Genomic DNA, 19708 nt, shown 5'->3' with positions numbered 1-19708 from the left:
TGTGATAGCAGAGGTCGGCGGTAACCACGGCGGCGATATTGAGACTGCAATCAAGTATATCCACGCCGCCGCTGATGCTGGTGCACACGCAGTCAAATTCCAGTTGTACAGCGCCGAAACTCTCATCGTAGAAGATGAACCGCCACTCCCACTAGCCGGGGACGAATATGATAGCCAATATGAACGATTTAAAGAACTCGAATTCACGCTTGAAGAGTGGGAACAACTTGTTAATGAAGCCGAGACAGCTGGGATCGACTTTGCAGGGAGTGTGTTCAACGAGCGCTGGGCTGACTTCGTCGCCAGCCGAAGTCCGTTTGTCAAGATCGCTTCTGGAGACTTGACGAATATCCCTCTACTTCGGTACGTTAAGGACCTTGAGGTTCCAGTAGTTCTGTCAACCGGTTTCGCATCGATGGCGGAGATCGAACGAGCTGTCACGGAAATTCCCAATGACCGCCTCCACCTTCTACACTGTGTAGGAGCTTATCCAACCGACCAGACGGACGCGAACCTGCAGATGCTTGACCGGCTTTCGGATGCGTTCGACGTACCAATCGGATACTCCGATCATACAGTTGGTCCTGATGTTGTCTGCGCGGCGATGTCCCGTGGAGCAACAATTATCGAAAAGCATTTTACACTGAATAAATCGAAGAAAGTCGGTGATCACCGCCTCTCTGCGAATCCAGAAGAAATGTCTGAGATAGTGAAACATGCCGAATGGATTGATTCGATCAGAGGCAATGAAGACAGGATTAAGGGCCCACTTGATGCAGAAGACGATCTACGGCATCAGATGCGACGAAGCCTCGCCGTAGATAACGGTATCGCGGATGGAGAGCGGTTTAAAAGGGAGAATCTCATCGCACTCCGACCCGAATCTGGACTTGACCCAAAAATGATCGACGATGTCATTGGTAAATGCGCCACTCGTGATATCACCGCAAAGACCATACTTACAGAGTCAGATATTCAGGGCTTATGAACACGTTGAGTACACTCGCGGCTAGATTCGAATCACTCAGGCGGAGTGAAATTGGCAGATCATTACAGTCGATACTCCGAACGGTTGGAATCTTCAACACGACGAAACGCGTCTACGAACGTGTGATGGCGACAATCGCTGTTTCTGCTGGGAGATACAAGGTGGAAGTCCAGGATACTGAAACCCAGTTTATAGTTGCAGATCACGATGAGTACGAACGACTTCGTGCGATGACTGAATTTGATGTTCTCAGTTCGTTGCTTTCGGATCTTCAGGATGACGATGTATTCTTTGATGTGGGAGCCAACATCGGAGTGTATTCCTGTCTTGTCGGAGCTAGTTCAGCAGACATAGATGTCGTCTCATTTGAACCTCATCCAAAAAACGCCGATAGGCTCCGAGACAATTTGAACTTGAACGACATTGAGGCTAGCGTACAAGAGCAGGCACTCTCGGACACCATTGGCGATGTCACTCTATCTATTGCGGTCGAGTCGACTACAGTAGCACCTGGACATAACCTTATTGAAGTGAATGAATCCCTCGAGTCTTACGGGGAAGGAAGCGTTGAGCAAAGGGATGTAGAGATGCAGACCGGTGATGAACTGGTTGAAAATGGGGAACTTCCTCAACCAACTGTCGTCAAGATCGATGTTGAAGGTGCAGAACTCAAAGCGCTTCGAGGCATGGAGCAGGTCCTGTCACAAGATGCCTGCAGGGTCGTCTACTGTGAGGTTCATAGCCTCCATTTACCGAAATTCGATAGTTCAGAAACAGAGATTCACGAACTACTCAAATCATGTGGGTTCACGATCGAGATAGCGGATGATGCTGGGGACAAGTACCACATCAGAGCGTATAAATAATATTGTTCCTGACACACGGTCGTGCTTGGTTGAGCGTGAAGTGAGGTGTGATTTATTGGTCCCTATGCCAGAGATCGCCCACCTCACCGGTCATAAAGAGCGGATCGGTTCGGATTTTGTAAAGTACGATCGGAATCCGGACCGGTGATGATGTCAGGTATTTAATCGCACGTTGTGGGCTTGTCACCGCCGAATTACTCGGAGTACTGAGTGCAATCGGAGTCGCAAAGCGATCCATGACTGGGTCCAGAAAGCCGATCCACAGCCCGAATCTGGTCGATACCGAATCAGATCGCGCTCGACGAAACAGTGATTCGGATCAACGACGAACAGTTCTGGCTGTACGCCGCCGAATCCTGGTCCCAAGCCTCCTCTCAATGGATAACTTCACTAACTAAACACCACCCTAGACACAGTTGTTGGTTTGGCTTTTTGCTAGCAGCTATTGAGTCGCCACACTGTTGCCAGTTCCTCGTCACCAACGTATACGCGTTCAATATCACAACCTCGATCCATCATATGAGCTGGATAGGTCAGCTCGTCTCGCGGACCGGTGTTTGTTTCTCCTTGCCAGTAAGCGATCCAAACTTCCCCTTTGGTATGGTTCGCAACAGAGACTAGCTTTTCGGGTGATGTAATTGCGCCTGTCTTAGTCATGTAGCGGACGCGAGTTCCGTTGGGGGTCTCCTGAATAAATGAGGCGTGACCTCCTGGTCTGAGCCAGTAGTCGGGTTGTTCACCAGTATAGTAGTAATAGTACTGAAACCCAGTGGTTACGACGGAATCATTTCGATCGGCATGATTCGCCACATAAATCATCTGACTCTTGGAGTCCCCATACGTTGAAAGTCCAGTTGTTGGCGAATAGAACGGTTCTTGATAGGTAGCACCGTGATTCCGCGTCGGAATCTCAGTAGCGTAACCAACGTTAGTGAACGCAAAGAGCGCAATTATAACCACAAATATGAGCGTTGTCTGACGGCGAGTCCCCTCAGAAATGTCAATCCAATTAAGGAGATCTCGAATGAACACGGCAACTCCAACAAGGCACATTGTAATGAAAAGTGGGGTGAAGAAATAGAGGTAACGCGGCTGGTGATGGATATTGTAGTAGCTCATAAACACGAGTGGGACGTAGCTGAAGAAGAGAAGGAAAGCGTTTTCGCGAACGTTTTTTGAATCAAAACAGAGAAGAGATAGTGAGCTAATGACGAAGAGAATTGATCCAATAGTAAAGTGTGAATGGTACGCAGCTGGGAAATACGGATCAAACTTGAACTGAAGCAAGAATACGTATGCATAGATAATATGATCTACAATACCAGCGAGTGGACCACCCGTTACAAGATGGAACAAGACACGATAGATGGGAATAATTAGTAGAACTATGGCGATAGCGATAATATTACGCCGCTTCAGGATTGTCTCACGCTTCAATCCCCAGATCACGAATCCTAAACCAATGACACCGATGGATATAAATCCAATAATGGAATTTACGACAGAGAGTATACAGAATCCTACAGCAAAACCGAGATAGTCTATGCGCCGGTTACTGAACCCCAAGTACGTTGTATAGAAAGTAGCAATAAACAGGAATGATACCAAGGCATAATCACGTCCCCATCTTGCAAATTCGATCCCCCACGGGAAGAGCGCCCACGTTGCGGCAGCAACGATTCCAATTCGTTTGTCACCGCTAAAATCACGGGCTATGAAGTAAAGCAGCGGAATGGTTAATGAGCTTGCGAGAGCACTCGGGAATCTCACTGCAGTCTCACCGTGGCCGATGATCTGCGTGACAATCCATCCTAAATAGACGTGTACTAGCCCCCGGTCATATAACGTGCCATCTGGATAAATTGGTAGCCAATGTTCTCCAATAGCTTTTATCGACATTCCAAGATATATTTCATCGCTGGTCAGACTGAGATATCCGAGATTATAGAAGCGGAGAAACGACCCAAGAAAGAATACAAGCAGAAGTAAGCCCGTCCAGAGACGGTTATCAGGTGTATAAAGGGTTTGTACCTTAGAATGTACCTTGGCTACCTGTGGATGTTGATATTTGTAGTTGAGAGCATCTGACTGTGATTCCACACTGCTCCAGTAAGCAAGACAGCCGCCAGCTGCGATGAGAATCCAAATTGTACGAGGATCAATCCATGGATCACCACCGCTAACGACAGGTATAAGATACGAAACCGCAAATAAAGACAGTGAAAGAACAACAAACAACCGGGCGAACATTAATACAGAGGAAGAGACGCCGTTAATATAGATGTCTAAATACGTGGATAACATCACAACGGCCACTGATAGAAGGAAAAACTCGCTCGTTGCAGTCGGAAACATTGAAGGTAGGAATTGAAAAACAACCAATAAGTGAAAGAACGCAAATAGTACCGCGGTGAGGGTGCTTCCCTTAATAAATGTACTACGCCTCTCGCTAAGGACCCTTTGACCCCAAGCTAGCTTAAACATTAGTTGAGACAGGTTAGTGGGAGTAGTGGAGTTCGTATTTATATAGGTGTCGGACGAGTATCCTTCGCTCTAAGAAGGGGATATTTTGAATACAGATCGTATCTATAACAGAGCTGTGGATAGTAACGAGTACAGAGCCACTCGGTTGTCTACTGTCACAACACATATTATTACTTATACTATTCCTGAGAGATTTAACACGCTATTACGTATGATCATATAACCCTTCTAATATCAGATATTGTTATCAGACTGAGAGCGAAAGACCCCACTATCCAGATAGCGATTCCAATAAATATGACAAGAACAAGACTGAATACCCCTCTGATATGGGGCACAAGAACATAAACGGGAGCCGCCATCACGACCGTGACTAGAAGAATTTTCGAACAAGCCCAGATGACACCATGACGCCAGAAATCAGTCTCCTGATGCATAAAGTATACATTAGTTAGGTTATAAATTCCATTAGTAACGATGGTCGCAAATGCAGCGCCTATTATTCCCCAAACAGGTATCAAAAATAGATTCAATATAAGGTTGAGAACAGCCGAGACCCCCTTAATTTTCGCTCGATCCTTAGCTCGCCCAAGATAATCGAGTCCGTTTCCGGTGATGTAACCGATACTCTGAAAAAGTGTAAGGAGAGCTAATAACCGGATTACCGGAACAGCTGGAAGAAACTCCGAACCGAAGATATACTTGACTACCGGTCGAGCTACAAGAACTAGACCCACCACGGCCGGAACATACAGAACTAGAATGTTTACAAGAGCTTGTCGGTAAATGTGACCGGCCTCAGTGCTACCTTCTGAGAGTTTTGCCTCCGTATACATCGGTGCAAGCGTAAAGCCAAGGGCCTCTGCAGGTGCACGAGCACGATTTGCGATTCGTTTGCCGAGTGCGTAAAAACCAACCATTGATGGGCCGAGAAAGAATCCAATCAGTACTGTGTCTGTTTCTTTTTCGATGGCATTCGCACCACTGGTAAGTGCAAGACTAAAATTGTATTTTAAGATTTCCCCGGCTAAATTTATGTCGAAAGACGAGTCAGTCGGTAAAGATCGATAAAATTGTGTGTAAAACACGGCCGCTCCGAGAAAGAATGATAGACAATACGCGAGCGTGTATCCAGCGATGGCCCCAATTGCTCCAAGTCCAAGGCTGACTAAACCAAAAATAAATATCAAGTTAGCGACTTCTGTGACGACCACCATCGCTGACGCCCAAGGAACCGCACCAAATGCCTGCAAGATTCGCCTAATATAGTACCGTAACGAGCGGAAGAATACGTATGCTGCACCGACCATCAGCAGTTTTTGAATGTTCGATTCCCCCAAGACGGATTCTAATACTCCAGAGCCAAGGAATAAAACAAGTACAACCAGAAGACTACTCAATAGAAGATACCCTAAGGAGACGCGGATCGCTAGTCTAACTTTCGATGGGTTCTCCTCGAGAAACTCTGCAACATACCGAGCTCCGGACTGAGGAAAACCAAGATTTGATAAGAGATGTGCAATTGATAAGATTGAAAGAACGTAGAATAACTGACCCAGTTTGTTTGGGCCAAGAAGTCGTGCCAACAAGACCATGACGATCAACCCGGAAACGATAGCTGCCCCCTTTGCGACCAGTTCAGTTTGAAATCCTTTGACGACGCGCGATATCGAGGTCATTCAAATTCCCTCTGAGGATCGTTACACTCATTCTCCCAAACCCAATACTGGGATGCAACTGATACAATTGAACGGTAAAAGCAACAATGAAAGAATCGTTTGGATGTACTACCAAATAGCAACCCGAGATCAACCATCCTCGACTCACGTACCTAAATGAGAATATTAGTAGTTTCGTATTCGTTCCCACCAGGGGGCGGTGTGACGATGTTTCGAGCGGCAAAATTCACAAAGTACCTTTCCCGTCTTGGTGCCGAAGTTCATGTCTTAACAGTTGAAAGACAGTATCAACCTGGACCCGACAATGAGGAATATGCGGCCGTACTTGAGACTGCTGAGGAGATCCACCGAACGGGAATCATTCTTGACTGGCTTTCCCTGGGTGAAAAAGATGGGTTCCGCTGGACGCCAAAATTAACACCGGCAATTACAAGGATCGTTCATAAAAATAATATTGATGCAATTTTTCATACAGCGTGGCCATTTCTTCCTCTTCTTAATGTCCCACTTGTGAAGAGTTTTGTCGAAGTTCCATATATTGTTGATTTTCGCGATCCATGGACGCTTTCTCAATATTACGAACAACGACAGTCATCTAAGTCTCTATTGGATCGCGGGTGGGCAGCCTTATCACGCCACTGTGAGCCACGTATCCTTAGAGCTGCGGATGCGGTGACGGTGTCATCATCAAATCTTAGATGTGCGTATGAATCCTCCTTCCCAGAGATACAAACAGAGTTCAAGACGTTGACAAACGGTTTTGATCCGGAAGACTACCATGGAAATGTAGTTGAAGCCGATGGGTTTCGGATCATTTATCCTGGGAAGTTCCGTAACGACGTTGAGCCTTTTTTTGAGGGATTCGCTAAATTTGCTGCCAATAAACCAGATGTTAAATTGATACATTATGGGAAGGCTGATAGCCACCGTGAACGCGTAAAAGATCTCACATCCCAACTTGGGATTAGCGACAAAGTTGAATTTAATGGTTACGCGGCAAAACACCAGATAATCCGTGAATTAAATGCGGCTAACATCGGACTCGTCTTGACAAGACCTGAAGATCGGACCCACATTCCTATCAAAGTATTCGATTACTTCGCCTGCGATCTCCCAGTATTGGCTATTGATTCGGAAGACGGGGCAATATCGTCGCTTCTCGAAGACTTTCCAGGGGCTAGACTCTGTCACCGATCCGATGTCAGTGACATCACCCACACCTTGGAATCCCTGTATAATATGCGACCGGAAAGTCTTGGTGACGACGCAAAACGTTCAGAATACAGCGTTAAGGCTCTCGCTACCGAGTTACTCTCACTACTAGAACAGACCACCCAATGAAGGTGTTCGAAATTGGACTACTGAACCCCATACTAAATCAGTTGTCGTTCGCATATTGATCGATCACTTCCTTGTATAGTGAATGATATTTTGACGCAAATTTTTTTCTCCCAAATTCGTTTACTATTCTTTCACGAGCAGCCTCTTTTTGATCCCTGACTGTTGAATCATCTTGGACCATATCTACCAATTGATTTACCGCATTGTCTTCTGATCCGAAAGGAACAAAAATTCCGATATCATCACCAAGCAGCTCTTCAGTTCCCCCGACTGGAGTCACCACGGGTATGGCCCCACATGCCATAGCCTCCATTATTGTATTGGGCATACCTTCAGCTTCAGATAACTGAATGTAAAAATCGCATTTTTGATACATAGTGTGGATCCGATCGTGAGGTATGTAATCGTGGAATTTTACACAATCGGACATGCCTTCCTCCCTTGTGAATTGTTTTAATTCTAGTTTTTGTTCACCTTCGCCTACAATATCAAGTGTCACCCGCTTATTGATAAGATCATTAAGTTTGGATAGAAGTTTAATAGCCACATCAATACGTTTTAATTCAATAAGACGGCCAACATACAGGAACCGGATAATTCCCTCCTCGCCCTCATAGACCGGATGAAACTGCTCTGTATCGATCCCGTTATTAATTACTCGAACCTGTTGATCTGGATTAATATCCTGTATTTCGTCTTTAAGACCGGAACTATTTGCAACGACAGCATCGTGCCGATCCCAGATCCGAGTAACTCCCGGCGTCAAAATTGAATACAGGAGGTTAAACCGGTCCGGGTTGTGGTGAGGTACGTCAGACCCAAGACACGTCAGAACCGTCGGGGTGTTACGTAACATAGGATGGAAAATCAAGGCGCCTGTAGGGATCCCGAAGAATATATGACAGACATCCGGCTCAAATTCACTCGTGATACTTGGTAATTTAATAGCTGTTGAGGAAATATACGTAAACATTTCAAACACGGTCGCACTCTTTCGATGCCGCCGGATCGTCGGTACTCGGAGAATGGAAATACCGTCAACCACCTCACTCTTTGGTTGTCCACTCATACGGGACGTTACGTAGAGGACCTCATGACCCTGCTTTGCTAGCTCACGTGCGAGCAGATGATATTCTCCATACCCTCCGCCCAAAGGCGGAAATTCATAGTTTAGAATTAAGACGCGCATATCTGACTGTTCCATCCATTTAGCCGCGTGCTCATATACCCTTCTATGGGCTAGTGGCTTCCATAGTATTTTGAGCCCTGTGATGATTACAATACATACTCTCAATTAGGGTCGATCATCCGATAGAATTCATCCGCTTTTTTTTCGATATCGTGTTCATTCTCAGCGTATCTCCTCGCATTATCCGCATACTCGTTTAATTTCGACTTCTCAGACAAAAGTCGCTGGACTTCAGTGATAAATGTATCAATCTCACCCCCACAATGGATTCCGGCATGATAGTCGTTGAACGGGAGCGGATAGTTGAGTGAAAGTGAGACGATCGGTGTTCGTGCGGCGGCGGCCTCAATGAGGACCATCGGGTAACCCTCGTGACGTGATGTAAGGCAGAACACAGCGGACTGTTCGAGATACTCAATTACCCTATCATTGGGGACTAACGAGACAAACTCAATGTTATTGATAGCTTCAGCTCTAGATCGAATCTTCTCAAAATATGAGCGCTCACCAGTTGCTTGAGGTGCAATCATGACAGCATCCCAATCGGGATTCTGTTCAACAATGTCTAACATCACGTCAGGTTGTTTCCGTTCGATACATCGGCCCACCCAAATGGCATCGTATTTTAATTCCTTTGCGGGTTCTGTGTTTTTTAATTTCACCCCGCTGCGAAGCAACCGTGTATTGTGCAGATCAAATTTCTCTTCCACCATACGCTCTTGGTAGCGATTCTGAGTGATTACCAGGTTAGAAAGCTCATAAACCCCCTTAGCAAGAGGTCGTGTAAAGGGAGAACAGAACAGGTCATGAGTGCCATCTGCTTCGTGATCGTGAGAGACCATATACACATATCGCCGGCCGCGAAGACGCGTAAGAGCGGCTAGGGGTGCTGAGAAGGGAGAAAGTGTTCGTTGAATATACACGTCGGCATCAGCACGGACGTGCTTCCTGCCAAATTTTGCGATCTTCATCCAGAGCGGGTCGTCAAATGAATATGATCGATGTATCGTGACTCCATCTTGAACCACGGTCGAAGGCTGTCCGTAATCGGCGACAACAAAGTGCACATCAACACTCTCACGCTGTGCGAGACGGCGTCCGAGATGCACCATCTGAACTTCTGCCCCTCCGGGAGTCCCCTCCACAGAATCATCAAACTGGGGATAGGCCTTCGGAGAGAGGAAACAGACCCTCATATTTCACTTGCGGCGAATCACCTGAGGTATTTGAATCATTCGTCTGGGGAACTCTCCCCTATCATTCGGTCATCTGAACGCATACGATCCATTATAAGAATGAAGTTACTACTCGTGAGATGGGATACTAATCGGTTACTAAATAATCTCTTCCCTACCGGACCAAGTAGTGAGAGCGTTGATCGCCAACGGATATCTCTAACGGCAAACCCTTGATGGGAAAGCAGTGTAGCCCAGACCTCGGGCGCTTGATGAATAGGCCAATCACGAGAACCAATAAATGGATTCCGCTCACCGAGAAATCGGAGATAATTGTTGCGTGAAGAGTCCGTTATCACTATTGTCGCGTCGTCGGCGGTCAAATCCCCGAGGTGTCCAAAAATATCTTGGTATCGCTGGTGCGCAGTTGGGTCAGTTAGGAGGTCCCGAGTTGCGTCCTCATCAAGATGATTAATGACATTTCGCATTATAACGATATCAAATTGTTCGTTTGATTTGAAATTCTGGAGCGGTTCGGAGACCACTTCGATTGTTTCAACGGATTCTGCAACGGTACGAACGCCGTTAACATTAATGCCATTGCTGCCATCTCCAGCCGGCTCTAATGCAACGATGCGGTCAGCCCCGGCACACACGGCAAAGAGACTATATATTCCGTTACCAGCACCGACATCGAGGACAGTTTGATCAGTGAAGTCAATGCCCTCAAACAGTAGCTCTAGTTTGATCTCAGTTCTGGTCTCTGTATCGAAGAGAGGACTCACCAAGCGCTCCTGCCAACTTTCATCTCCGAAGATGTTTAGTTTCTGAGCGAGGCCAAGTGTTTGATTTATAGCGTCTGTTCCCATTATTAATTCTCGTTTGTTATATTCGTCTCGCAACTTAAACCACTCTCCGGAAACGGGATTCGAATATCAAGACTCATACGTCCCAAATCCGCGGATCGACTTAAGTAATTTAGGACAACGGATGAGTCCGGTAAACCCATATGCTTAGACCAAGAGCAACTACTTATATACCTCTTGGATTCGATACGGCTCTTCATTCTTGGCGTGCTGGTAACCCTTGATCCCGATATCGGCCAGGATACCCGAAATGAAGAACTGCACGCCGATCATAATCATGAAGACGGAAAACAGCGGTAACGCAGTATCGGAAAGATTCGCGCCGGCAGCGAGCTTCAGCCAGATAGTATATATTCCGCCGAGTGTCCCGATGAACATCGACAGCACACCCAGGCCACCGAAGATGTGCAGGGGGCGCCCGGAGAACTTCTGCCAGAACCAGACGTTCACTAGATCGAGAAAGCCCTTCGGGAGCCGCTGCCAGGAGTACTTCGTTTCCCCGTTACGTCGGGGACGGTGGTTGACCTCGACTTCCGCGATCCGATACCCGTGCCAGCTCAGCAGCGCTGGGATGTATCGGTGCATTTCGCCGTCGAGGTCGATATCCTTCGCGGCGGGACGGCGAAACGCTTTCAGCGTACAGCCGTAGTCATGCAAATCCGTCCCGAGAAACATCTGCCGCATCCCGGATGCAAGCCGCGAGAAGAACCGCTTGGTGAACGGGTCGTCACGGTCGCGGCGCCAGCCGGACACGCAGTCGTATCCCTCTTCGAGTTTGTCGATGAGCTTCGGGATATCGGCGGGGTCGTTCTGCCCGTCGGCGTCCATCGTCACGATAATCTCCCCGGCGGCGAAATCGAGGCCCGCATCGATCGCGGGGCTCTGACCGAAGTTCTTCCGGAACTTCAGGGCCTTGAAGCGTGGGTCTGCCCCGTGAAGCGATTCGAGCGTCTCGAAGCTCCCGTCACGGGACCCGTCGTCGACGAAGATGACTTCCCAGCGTTCGTAGTGCTCATCGGCGACTTCGCGGATCTCCTCGGCGAGCGGCCGGAGGTTGCCCTCCTCGTTGTACACCGGCAGGACGACGGAGAGTTCGACTTCCTCCTGCAAACCCTCCTGCTCTGGTTTCGCCTTCGGGATGGTCGCCACGTTACTGCTGTATTGATTAAACGCCGAACTTATAGCTATTGGTGTCGCCGAACAGAACACGTGCACAGAGAACGCGCCGCGTATCGTGCCGTCGTACTCGTCGTGCTGGTCGGCTGTCTCGGAGCTGCAATTGTGGGCTTCGGCTCGCTGGGCCCACACCCCGACCAGGGGATCCCGGCCGGAACCGGCGACGTTGCCTCGGGATACGATGACTATCTGGGACAGCAGGTACACGTATACGGGACTGTGGTCTCCACCGACCCGCTACAGATCCGTGGAGAGTCGACGCTACACGGACCTGTCGAACTCACCGTCGACGGATACGACGGGGCGGCTCAAGAGGGAGACGTACTGTCTGTATACGGCGTACTCCGGCCAGAAAGCACGGTCGAGGCCATCGAAGTCGTCCGGAAACCCGGCGGGTCGTACTGGCGAACCAGAGTGCTCTCGGCCGTCGCGGGCCTGTGGGTGCTAATGCGACTGCTCCGTCACTGGCGGATCGACCTCCTGCGACTACAGGCACGTCCGCGGTCCCGTCCTATCGAATTCGGAAACATCTTCGAGTCGGAAGGGGAGGAAAGCGATGCCTGACTTGCTGGCGCACGTCCTGCTGGCCTATGCCGTCTGCACGGCGCTCTCGACGCGCTACGACTGGGGACCAGCGGCAGTCACGGTCGGGATGCTCGGCGCACTCCTGCCCGACCTGGATCATCTCGGTACTATCCTCCCCCCAGGTGTGATCTACGACCGGTTCGGCGTCCTCGTCGACTGGACGGCGCTCCAGACCGGGGGCGGCGTGCTACTGTTGATACTCGGTGGGGTCGTGGTCGCCGTCCCCGACCAGCGACGCCGCGTGTTCGCGCTGCTGTCCGTCGGGGCGATCTCGCACCTGTTCACCGACGCGCTCATCCGCGTGCCGGACGGGCGGTCGCAGTCGGTCTTCTGGCCGCTCACGCCGTACCAGCCGCCGACACCGGGGCTGTACACCAGCACGGACCTGTGGCCACTGGTCGTCGCCGCCGCGCTCGCCGCGGCGGCGTGGTACTGGTGTCGCTATCGACCGAATACGGAGACAGCGGAGGCGGAGACGACGTGAGAGCGCCCGGCCAGCCGACCGGACGATGCGGTCGCGTCCGGCCGTCCCGAGACGACATCGGCGGCGTCACCTCGTCGGGGACAACTGGACAGCCGACCCCACAGTCGGCGGGGTCGGTCCCGCACGCGGAGGAAAGGCTCAAATCGCAGCCGGCGCTGAGGTGGACCTGAGATGGGCGACGACGTGTGGACCCGCGAAGAGGCGACGGACTCGTACCGGCGGTACGCCCCGGTCGCGGTCGTCGCCGCGCTCACGGCGCTGGCGGCGGCCGTCCGCCTGTACGGGCTCGGCCAGGCCCCGATCCTCGACGGGGAAGCGATCACGGGGATGGTCGCCCGCGGGCTCGCCGAGACGGGGACCGACACGCTGCCGTCCGGCCGAACGTACGGTCGGGGCATCCTCCTGACGTACCTCGCGCGTTACTCGACGGCGCTGGTCGGCGACGGTCCCGTCGGACTCCGGCTCCCGGTCGCACTGTTCGCGACCGCGACCGTCCCTCTCGTCTACGCCATCGGCGCCCGCACGTTCGGTCGCCGCGTCGGGTACGCCGCCGCGGCGCTGCAGGCATTCTCGCTCGTGACGGTCGCGTGGTCGCGGACCGCCCGGTTCTACGCGCTGCTGCAGTGTTTCGTCGTGCTCGCCGTCTACTGTTACCTCCGCATCGACGAGCTCGTCGACCCGCTCTCGGACGTTCGAATCCCGACGGACGCGCGGCTGCGAGTCGGGGTGTACGCCGCGGGTTTCGCGCTCGCGGTCGCCGCGGCGTCCTACACCCACAGGCAGTGGCTCGTGGTTCCGCTGGTCGTCGGGCTGGCGCTGCTCGTCCCGTCCGCGGACGAACCGAACCGGCTCGTCTACGCGAAGCTGGTCGTCTGGGCCGTCGTCGCACTCAACGTCACGACGCTGGTGCTCGCCCAGCAACTGCTCGTTCCGCCCTCCCTCTTCGATTTCGTGCCGGGTGCGGGGGTCGTCCAGTCGGTCGCGATCTGGGAACACCCCATCTCCGGGCGATCGGTCCCGCACTTCTTCTTCTCGTACTACCCGCTGCTCACCGTCGCTGCCCTGGTGGGGATCGGCGTGGCGCTGTGGGAGCGGACCGAGCACACGGCGCTCGTGCTCGTCTGGCTGTTCGCGCCGCTGGTCCTGTTCGCCTACCTCGGCGAGAACTTCCGGTTCATCTGGCGGCCGCGCTATCTGCTGGTGTTCACGCCCGCGTTCCTCCTGCTGGCCGCACGGGGGGTGGTCGCGGCCACCGACTGGGCCGCGACGCGCTTCGACGATACCGCGCTGTACCGCAACGCCGCGCTCGCGAGCGTCGTCGTTCTGCTCGTCGCCACGCCGGTGGCACAGGACGTGCGCGCCACCGCCGACCCGCACACCCTGTCACAGCTCGAAGAGCCACAGCCGGACTACCAGCGCGCCCTGGAGCGAGTCGGCGACGCCCGGCAGCCGGGCGACATCATTATCACCAACCGACCGAAGAAGGTCCACTACTGGACCGGAGACGTGGACTACCGGGGCAACGGCCACACGCTGCAGTGGTCGGGCACGAACAACAGCTACCACACGGGCGCGCCGGCCCTGGAGACGAACGCCGAGATGCGGGACGTGATCGAAAGTCACGAGCGGGTGTGGGTCGTCTACAACCCGTTCATGCCGCTGTCGGCCGACGACTGGATCGCCGAGAACCTGACGCGGTACGCGGTCGTCGAATCGCCGTTCGAGACGCGGTTCCCCCACGGACTGTACGACCAGTTCGAGGACGCCGAGGGACGGATGGACGACGAGCGCGTCTACGTCTACACGAAGGGGATCGAGCCTCCGGGGAACGCCACCGGCAACTAGCGCGGCGACGCCGGAGTCGAGCGACCGAAATCCGTAAGCGACGGCCGTCCGATGTCGGGGGTATGATCCACGACGTAGCGGTCCGCGATCTGCAGGTCAACGCGGACGAGCGCGGGTCGCTGACGGAAGTGTGGCGCAGCGACTGGGACTTCTACGCCGGCGAGGACGAGCCGGCGATGTCCTACTACTCGATGTCCTACCCTGGCATCATCCGGGCGTGGCACCGCCACCACCGCGGGCAGATCGACCACTTCGTCGTCCCCGAGGGGAAGGTCAAGGTCGGCATCTACGACGAGCGCGAGGACTCGCCCACAGAGGGGGAACTCGACACCTACATCATCGGCGAGGGCAACCCCCAGGCCGTCCGGGTGCCCGGGGACTGCTGGCACGGGTTCAAGGTCGTCGGCGACGAGCGGGCGCTGCTGTTGAACTTCCCGACGAACCTCTACGACTACGAGGACCCCGACGAGGAACGGCTCCCCTACGACACCGACCGGATCCCGCTGGACTGGGAGGAACCGCCCCATGAGTGACCACCGGCGGCGAGCGACGGGGACCCACCGATGAAGGGGGTCATCCTCGCGGGGGGGACGGGCTCGCGGCTCCGGCCGATCACCCACACCGGGCCGAAACAGCTCGTCCCGGTCGCCAACAAGCCGGTCGTCGAGTACGCCCTCGACGATCTGGTCGAGGCCGGCATCGACGAGATCGGGATCGTCCTCGGGGACAAGGGACGGGAGGCGATCCAGGCGTACTTCGGCGACGGCAGCGAGTTCGGGGTCGACATCACCTACATCGTGCAGGGCGAGCCACTCGGGCTCGCTCACGCCGTCGGCTGCGCCCGCGAGTTCGTCGGCGACGAGCCGTTCGTCGTCTACCTCGGCGACGACCTGATGCGCGACGGGATCACCGACCTCGTGGGGGACTTCGACCCCGACAAGTACGCCGCGGGGATCGGCGTCCAGGCCGTCGACGAGCCCTCGCGGTACGGGATCGTCGACATCGACGAGTCGGGGGACGTGGTCGGGCTCGTCGAGAAGCCCGACGACCCGCCGTCGGACCTGGCGCTCATCGGCATCTACGTGTTCACCCCGGCGATCTTCGAGCAGATCGAGGCGCTCGAACCGTCCTGGCGGGGCGAGCTGGAGATCACCGAGGCCATCCAGGGGCTGCTCGACGACGGCGCCCGCGTCCAGTCCCACGAGGTCCACGGCTGGTGGAAAGACACCGGCAAGCCCGAGGACGTGCTCCACGCGAACCGGCTCGTCCTCGACGCCATCGAGACCGACATCCGCGGGACCGTCGAGGACGGCGCGAACGTCCGCGGCCGCGTCCAGCTCGGCGAGGGCAGCGTCATCGAGGCGGGGGCGGTCGTCCGCGGTCCGGTCTCGATCGGCGAGAACACCCGCATCGGGCCGGGGGCCTACGTCGGGCCCTACACGAGCATCGGCGACGACTCGACGGTCGACGACGTACACATCGAGTCCAGCGTCACGATGGGCGAAAACGAGATCACCGCCGACCGAACGGTCGTCGACAGCCTCGTCGGCCGGAAGGCGACGATCAGACCGAACACCGACCGCCGACCGGCGGGCGACCAGCTCGTCGTCGGCCGCAACTCATCGCTCGAACTCTGATGCGCATCATCACCCACACCTGTCCCGACTGCGGCACCGTCGTCGCCGGCAACGTCCTCGAGTCCGAGCGCCGGCTGAAGTGTCCGGGCCTCGACTGCGAGGCCGTCCTGCGGTTTTCGGACCTGCCGGAGGCCGACCGCACCCACATCGTCGAGAACCGGGAGAAATATACGCTGGAGTGACTGCACTTCCCCCATGACCGTCCTCGTGACCGGCGGCCTCGGCTATCTGGGGTCGCGGCTCATCCGGGAGCTGCCGGACCACCCCGCCTTCTCCGACCAGACGATCCGGATCCTCGACAACTACCGCCAGCCCCGGTTTCACTCGCTGTGGGACCTGCCCGCCTACGCCGACTACGAGTTCGTCGACGCCGACGTGCGCGACGCGGAGGCGGTCCGCGAGGCGATGGACGGCGTCGACGCCGTCTTTCACCTCGCGGCGGTCACGAACGCCCCCGAGACGTTCGACATCCCGGAGAAGACCTGGGAGGTCAACCACGAGGCGGCGCTGACCACCTACGAGGCGGCCCGCGACGCGGGCGTCGACCAGTTCGTCAACGTCTCGACGTGCTCGGTGTACGGCACGACCGAGGAAGAGATCGACGAGACGTTCGACTGCGACCCGGAGTCGCCCTACGGCGAGGCGAAGCTGGAGGCCGAACAGGAGATGCTCGCCCGGTACGACGGCGAGACGGGCCTGACCGCGCTCCGGCTGGGGACCGTCTACGGCTGGACGACGGGGATGCGCTTCGACACCGTCGTCGACAAGTTCGCCCTGCTGGCGGCGACGGGCGAACCGCTGACCGTCTACGAGGGCGCCGAGGACCAGAAGCGCCCGTACCTGCACGTCCAGGACGCCGTGCGGTCGATGCTGTTCGCCGCGGCCGAGCTCGGCGACGGCGAGGCGTACAACGTCGTCGGCCAGAACGGCCGCCTGCAGGACGTGGTCGACGCCGTCGAAAAACACTTCCCGGACGTCGAGGTCGGCTACGTCGAGGCCGAACAGCTCAACCAGCTCTCCTACATCGTCAGCGACGAGAAGATCCGGGCGGAGGGCTTCGAGACGGCCTACACCCTCGACGACGGCGTCGCCGAGCTCGCCGACAAGTTCCGGGGCCTGCTGTAGCCGTCGGCCAGCCGGGAAGCGTCGCTCCGGGACTCTCTCACTCCCGCCGGTCGCCGATCGCCTCGAAGGCGGTCGCGGGCTCGCGGAACGTCCAGCCGAGCGCCTCGTACAGCGGGGCCGAGTCGAGCGTGCTGTCGGTCGGGCGCGGCGCCTGCTGGCCGAGTTCCTCGGTGGTGATCGGGTCGACCAGGTCGGTGTCGAAGCCGAGCGTCTCGGCGAGCGTGACGGTGAACTCGTAGCGGGAGACCGACTCCGGCCCGGTCGCGTGGTACGTGCCGGTCAGCCCCCGGTCGACGATGTCGACGAGCGCTCTCGCCAGGTCGGGCGCGTAGGTCGGCGCCGAGGTCTGGTCGTCGACGATCCCGACGGGCTCGCCCGCGTCGAGTTCGCCCAGTACCCATGTGAGGAAGTTGTCGTTCGCCAGCCCGTAGACGACGCTGGGCCGGACGACCGTCGCGTGGTCGGCCAGTCGGGCCGCGCACTCGCCGGCGAACTTCGTCTCGGCGTAGTAGTTGCAGGGGTCGACCGGGTCGGTCGCGCGGTAGGGGGCTTCCGCGGGGTCGCCGGGGAAGACGTAGTCCGTCGAGACGAACACGTAGTGGGCGCCGGCCGCGTCCGCGGCTCGCGCCACCGCGGCGGTCCCGGCGGCGTTGACCTCCCAGGCGGTCGCGCGGTCGGTCTCGCAGGCGTCCACGTCGTGGAAGGCCGCCGTGTCGACGACGGCGTCGGGGTCGACCGCTTCGACGACGCGCTCGACGGCCTCGGGGTCGGTCTTGTCGAGTTCGTGGTCGCAGTCGGTGCCCGCCGGCGAGCGGGACGTGCCGGCGACCGCGACATCCCGCGCCCGCGCGTCGCGGCGGACGTTCGTCCCGAGCAGCCCCGTTCCCCCGACGACGAGCAGGTCCATACCCGACGTATCCGGGGCCCGTTCATCAACGTGACGACGTGCGGATCGGTCACATCCGGCTCTACGAGACACAAAACTATTACCGGACCCATCCTTCCCGTAGCATAACTTACCGTCCCAGACCGGGCGGTTCGACCGACATGTCGCTCGAAACACCCACCTCGGACACCGCCGACGGCTCGCTCCCCGCGGACGCAGAGCCCGTGCTGGTGGGTGCCGACAGCGACGTGACGCCGACGGTCAGCATCGTCATGCCGACGATGAACGAGGAGGCGGGCATCGAGGAGTGCCTCCGGAAGGCGAGATCCGCCCTCGAAGAGCTGGGCGTGACCGGGGAGATCGTCGTCAGCGACAGCTCCGACGACCGGACGCCGGAGATCGCCGCCGCGTTCGGCGCTCGCGTGGTCGAGCCGGAGCGGTCGGGCTACGGCGCCGCCTACCAGTACGCCTTCGAGCGCTGCCGCGGCGACTACATCGTCATGGGCGACGCCGACACCACCTACGACTTCGAGGAACTGCCGAAGCTGTTCGCCCCCGTCGCCGAGGGCGAGGCCGACCTGGTGCTCGGGAGTCGCCTCGACGGGGAGATAAAGCCCGGCGCGATGCCGGCGCTACACCAGTACATCGGCAACCCCGCGCTGACGGCGTTCCTGAACGTCTTCTACGACGTGGGCGTCAGCGACGCCCACAGCGGCTTCCGCGTGTTCACCAGGGAGACCATCGAGTCGCTGGAGCTCCGCAGCGACGGGATGGAGTTCGCCAGCGAGATGATCATGGTCGCCGGCGTCGAGGGGTTCACCATCGAGGAGGTGCCGATCACCTACCACGAACGGGAGGGCGAGGCCACCCTCGACAGCTTCCGCGACGGCTGGCGCCACGTGAAGTTCATGCTCGTCAACGCGCCGGGGTACCTCTTCTCGATCCCCGGGCTGGTGATGGGGATCGTCGGCCTCGTGTTGCTGACGCTGGGGTACTCGGACATCCTGATCAACGGCCAGCCGATCGGCGTGAACTCGCTGATCGCGGGGAGTCTGCTGATGCTGGTGGGCTACCAGGTCGGCAGCTTCGGTCTGCTGACGACGGTCGTCGCCGACCCCATCCAGAAGCCCGGCGACCCCATCACCAACTGGGTCCACAAACATTTCACGCTCGAACGCGGGACGCTGCTCGGGCTGGCGACGCTCGCGGCGGGCGCGGCGATCGCCGCGTTCCTCGTCTACCGGTGGTTCGAGAGCGGGTTCACCGTCCTCCCGACCGTCGAGACCGACATCGTCGCCGCGACGCTGATACTGCTCGGGATCCAGACGGTCTACATCTCGTTTTTCGCGAACATCGTCGGCTCGGCCGTCGGGGAGTGACCC

The 19708-nt window shown here is 56.1% G+C and carries 18 protein-coding genes and 1 pseudogene; 12 read left to right on the top strand and 7 right to left on the bottom strand.

What is annotated here, in order from left to right:
• The first annotated feature begins 1 nt into the window (after nucleotide 1).
• The 3 genes and pseudogenes from E3328_RS18455 to E3328_RS22620 form a co-directional block, all read left to right on the top strand.
• The gene (locus E3328_RS18455; RefSeq protein WP_167837468.1) at nucleotides 2-988 is read left to right on the top strand and encodes an N-acetylneuraminate synthase family protein; all 987 of its coding nucleotides are present in this window, start codon (nucleotides 2-4) and stop codon (nucleotides 986-988) included.
• Nucleotides 989-1113: 125 nt separating this feature from the next.
• On the top strand, nucleotides 1114-1854 hold the full coding sequence (locus tag E3328_RS18450) for an FkbM family methyltransferase (protein WP_246023072.1): 741 nt from the start codon (nucleotides 1114-1116) through the stop codon (nucleotides 1852-1854).
• Nucleotides 1855-1918: 64 nt separating this feature from the next.
• Nucleotides 1919-2205: pseudogene (locus E3328_RS22620) on the top strand (IS6 family transposase); the annotation flags it as partial.
• Between the two features lie 84 nt (nucleotides 2206-2289).
• Here the strand turns inward: E3328_RS22620 and E3328_RS18440 are convergent.
• The gene (locus tag E3328_RS18440; RefSeq protein WP_167837466.1) at nucleotides 2290-4209 is read right to left on the bottom strand and encodes an ArnT family glycosyltransferase; all 1920 of its coding nucleotides are present in this window, start codon (nucleotides 4207-4209) and stop codon (nucleotides 2290-2292) included.
• Between the two features lie 344 nt (nucleotides 4210-4553).
• Complete coding sequence (locus E3328_RS18435) at nucleotides 4554-6017, bottom strand: flippase (RefSeq protein WP_135366101.1); 1464 nt, start codon at nucleotides 6015-6017, stop codon at nucleotides 4554-4556.
• A 207-nt stretch (nucleotides 6018-6224) separates the two neighbouring features.
• Here E3328_RS18435 and E3328_RS18430 point away from each other — a divergent pair, with 207 nt between their 5' ends.
• Nucleotides 6225-7358: a glycosyltransferase gene (locus E3328_RS18430; protein ID WP_246023071.1), complete on the top strand. Its 1134-nt coding sequence runs from the start codon at nucleotides 6225-6227 to the stop codon at nucleotides 7356-7358.
• A gap of 37 nt (nucleotides 7359-7395) precedes the next feature.
• Here the strand turns inward: E3328_RS18430 and E3328_RS18425 are convergent, their stop codons facing one another.
• The 4 genes from E3328_RS18425 to E3328_RS18410 form a co-directional block, all read right to left on the bottom strand.
• On the bottom strand, nucleotides 7396-8547 hold the full coding sequence (locus E3328_RS18425; RefSeq protein ID WP_246023070.1) for a glycosyltransferase family 4 protein: 1152 nt from the start codon (nucleotides 8545-8547) through the stop codon (nucleotides 7396-7398).
• A 101-nt stretch (nucleotides 8548-8648) separates the two neighbouring features.
• Nucleotides 8649-9743, bottom strand: coding sequence for a glycosyltransferase family 4 protein (locus tag E3328_RS18420; RefSeq protein WP_135366098.1), 1095 nt, complete (start codon nucleotides 9741-9743; stop codon nucleotides 8649-8651).
• Nucleotides 9744-9778: 35 nt separating this feature from the next.
• Nucleotides 9779-10591 carry a methyltransferase domain-containing protein gene (locus tag E3328_RS18415; RefSeq protein ID WP_135366097.1) on the bottom strand — a complete coding sequence of 271 codons (813 nt, stop codon included), beginning with the start codon at nucleotides 10589-10591 and terminating at the stop codon, nucleotides 9779-9781.
• 159 nt (nucleotides 10592-10750) lie between these two features.
• The gene (locus E3328_RS18410) at nucleotides 10751-11737 is read right to left on the bottom strand and encodes a glycosyltransferase family 2 protein (RefSeq protein WP_209452236.1); all 987 of its coding nucleotides are present in this window, start codon (nucleotides 11735-11737) and stop codon (nucleotides 10751-10753) included.
• Between the two features lie 60 nt (nucleotides 11738-11797).
• Between E3328_RS18410 and E3328_RS18405 the strand changes: the two genes are divergently transcribed.
• The 7 genes from E3328_RS18405 (at nucleotide 11798) to E3328_RS18375 (ending at nucleotide 17440) form a co-directional block, all read left to right on the top strand.
• Nucleotides 11798-12328, top strand: coding sequence for an OB-like fold-containing membrane protein (locus tag E3328_RS18405; protein WP_135366096.1), 531 nt, complete (start codon nucleotides 11798-11800; stop codon nucleotides 12326-12328).
• Nucleotides 12321-12833 carry a metal-dependent hydrolase gene (locus E3328_RS18400; RefSeq protein ID WP_135366095.1) on the top strand — a complete coding sequence of 171 codons (513 nt, stop codon included), beginning with the start codon at nucleotides 12321-12323 and terminating at the stop codon, nucleotides 12831-12833. Before E3328_RS18405 ends, E3328_RS18400 begins: the two co-directional genes overlap by 8 nt.
• 171 nt (nucleotides 12834-13004) lie before the next feature.
• Nucleotides 13005-14678 (top strand): glycosyltransferase family 39 protein, encoded by a 1674-nt coding sequence (locus E3328_RS18395; protein WP_135366094.1) that lies wholly within the window; start codon nucleotides 13005-13007, stop codon nucleotides 14676-14678.
• 62 nt (nucleotides 14679-14740) lie between these two features.
• Complete coding sequence (locus E3328_RS18390) at nucleotides 14741-15211, top strand: dTDP-4-dehydrorhamnose 3,5-epimerase family protein (protein ID WP_135366093.1); 471 nt, start codon at nucleotides 14741-14743, stop codon at nucleotides 15209-15211.
• 30 nt (nucleotides 15212-15241) lie between these two features.
• A complete protein-coding gene (locus E3328_RS18385; protein WP_135366092.1) occupies nucleotides 15242-16315 on the top strand; it encodes a glucose-1-phosphate thymidylyltransferase in 1074 nt (357 codons plus the stop codon).
• Nucleotides 16315-16497: a hypothetical protein gene (locus tag E3328_RS18380; RefSeq protein WP_135366091.1), complete on the top strand. Its 183-nt coding sequence runs from the start codon at nucleotides 16315-16317 to the stop codon at nucleotides 16495-16497. The genes E3328_RS18385 and E3328_RS18380 overlap by 1 nt, the downstream gene beginning before the upstream one ends.
• Before the next feature lie 13 nt (nucleotides 16498-16510).
• Complete coding sequence (locus E3328_RS18375; protein ID WP_135366090.1) at nucleotides 16511-17440, top strand: NAD-dependent epimerase/dehydratase family protein; 930 nt, start codon at nucleotides 16511-16513, stop codon at nucleotides 17438-17440.
• A gap of 37 nt (nucleotides 17441-17477) precedes the next feature.
• On the opposite strand, the gene rfbD is transcribed toward E3328_RS18375, so the two are convergent.
• On the bottom strand, nucleotides 17478-18347 hold the full coding sequence (gene rfbD, locus E3328_RS18370) for a dTDP-4-dehydrorhamnose reductase (protein WP_135366089.1): 870 nt from the start codon (nucleotides 18345-18347) through the stop codon (nucleotides 17478-17480).
• Nucleotides 18348-18487: 140 nt separating this feature from the next.
• On the opposite strand from rfbD, the gene E3328_RS18365 reads away from it, so the two are divergent.
• Nucleotides 18488-19705, top strand: coding sequence for a glycosyltransferase family 2 protein (locus E3328_RS18365; protein WP_135366088.1), 1218 nt, complete (start codon nucleotides 18488-18490; stop codon nucleotides 19703-19705).
• Nucleotides 19706-19708: the final 3 nt, after the last annotated feature.

It is taken from the genome of Halosimplex halophilum (assembly GCF_004698125.1).
Classification (GTDB): domain Archaea; phylum Halobacteriota; class Halobacteria; order Halobacteriales; family Haloarculaceae; genus Halosimplex; species Halosimplex halophilum.
This window is presented reverse-complemented; position numbering and strand designations above follow the sequence as displayed.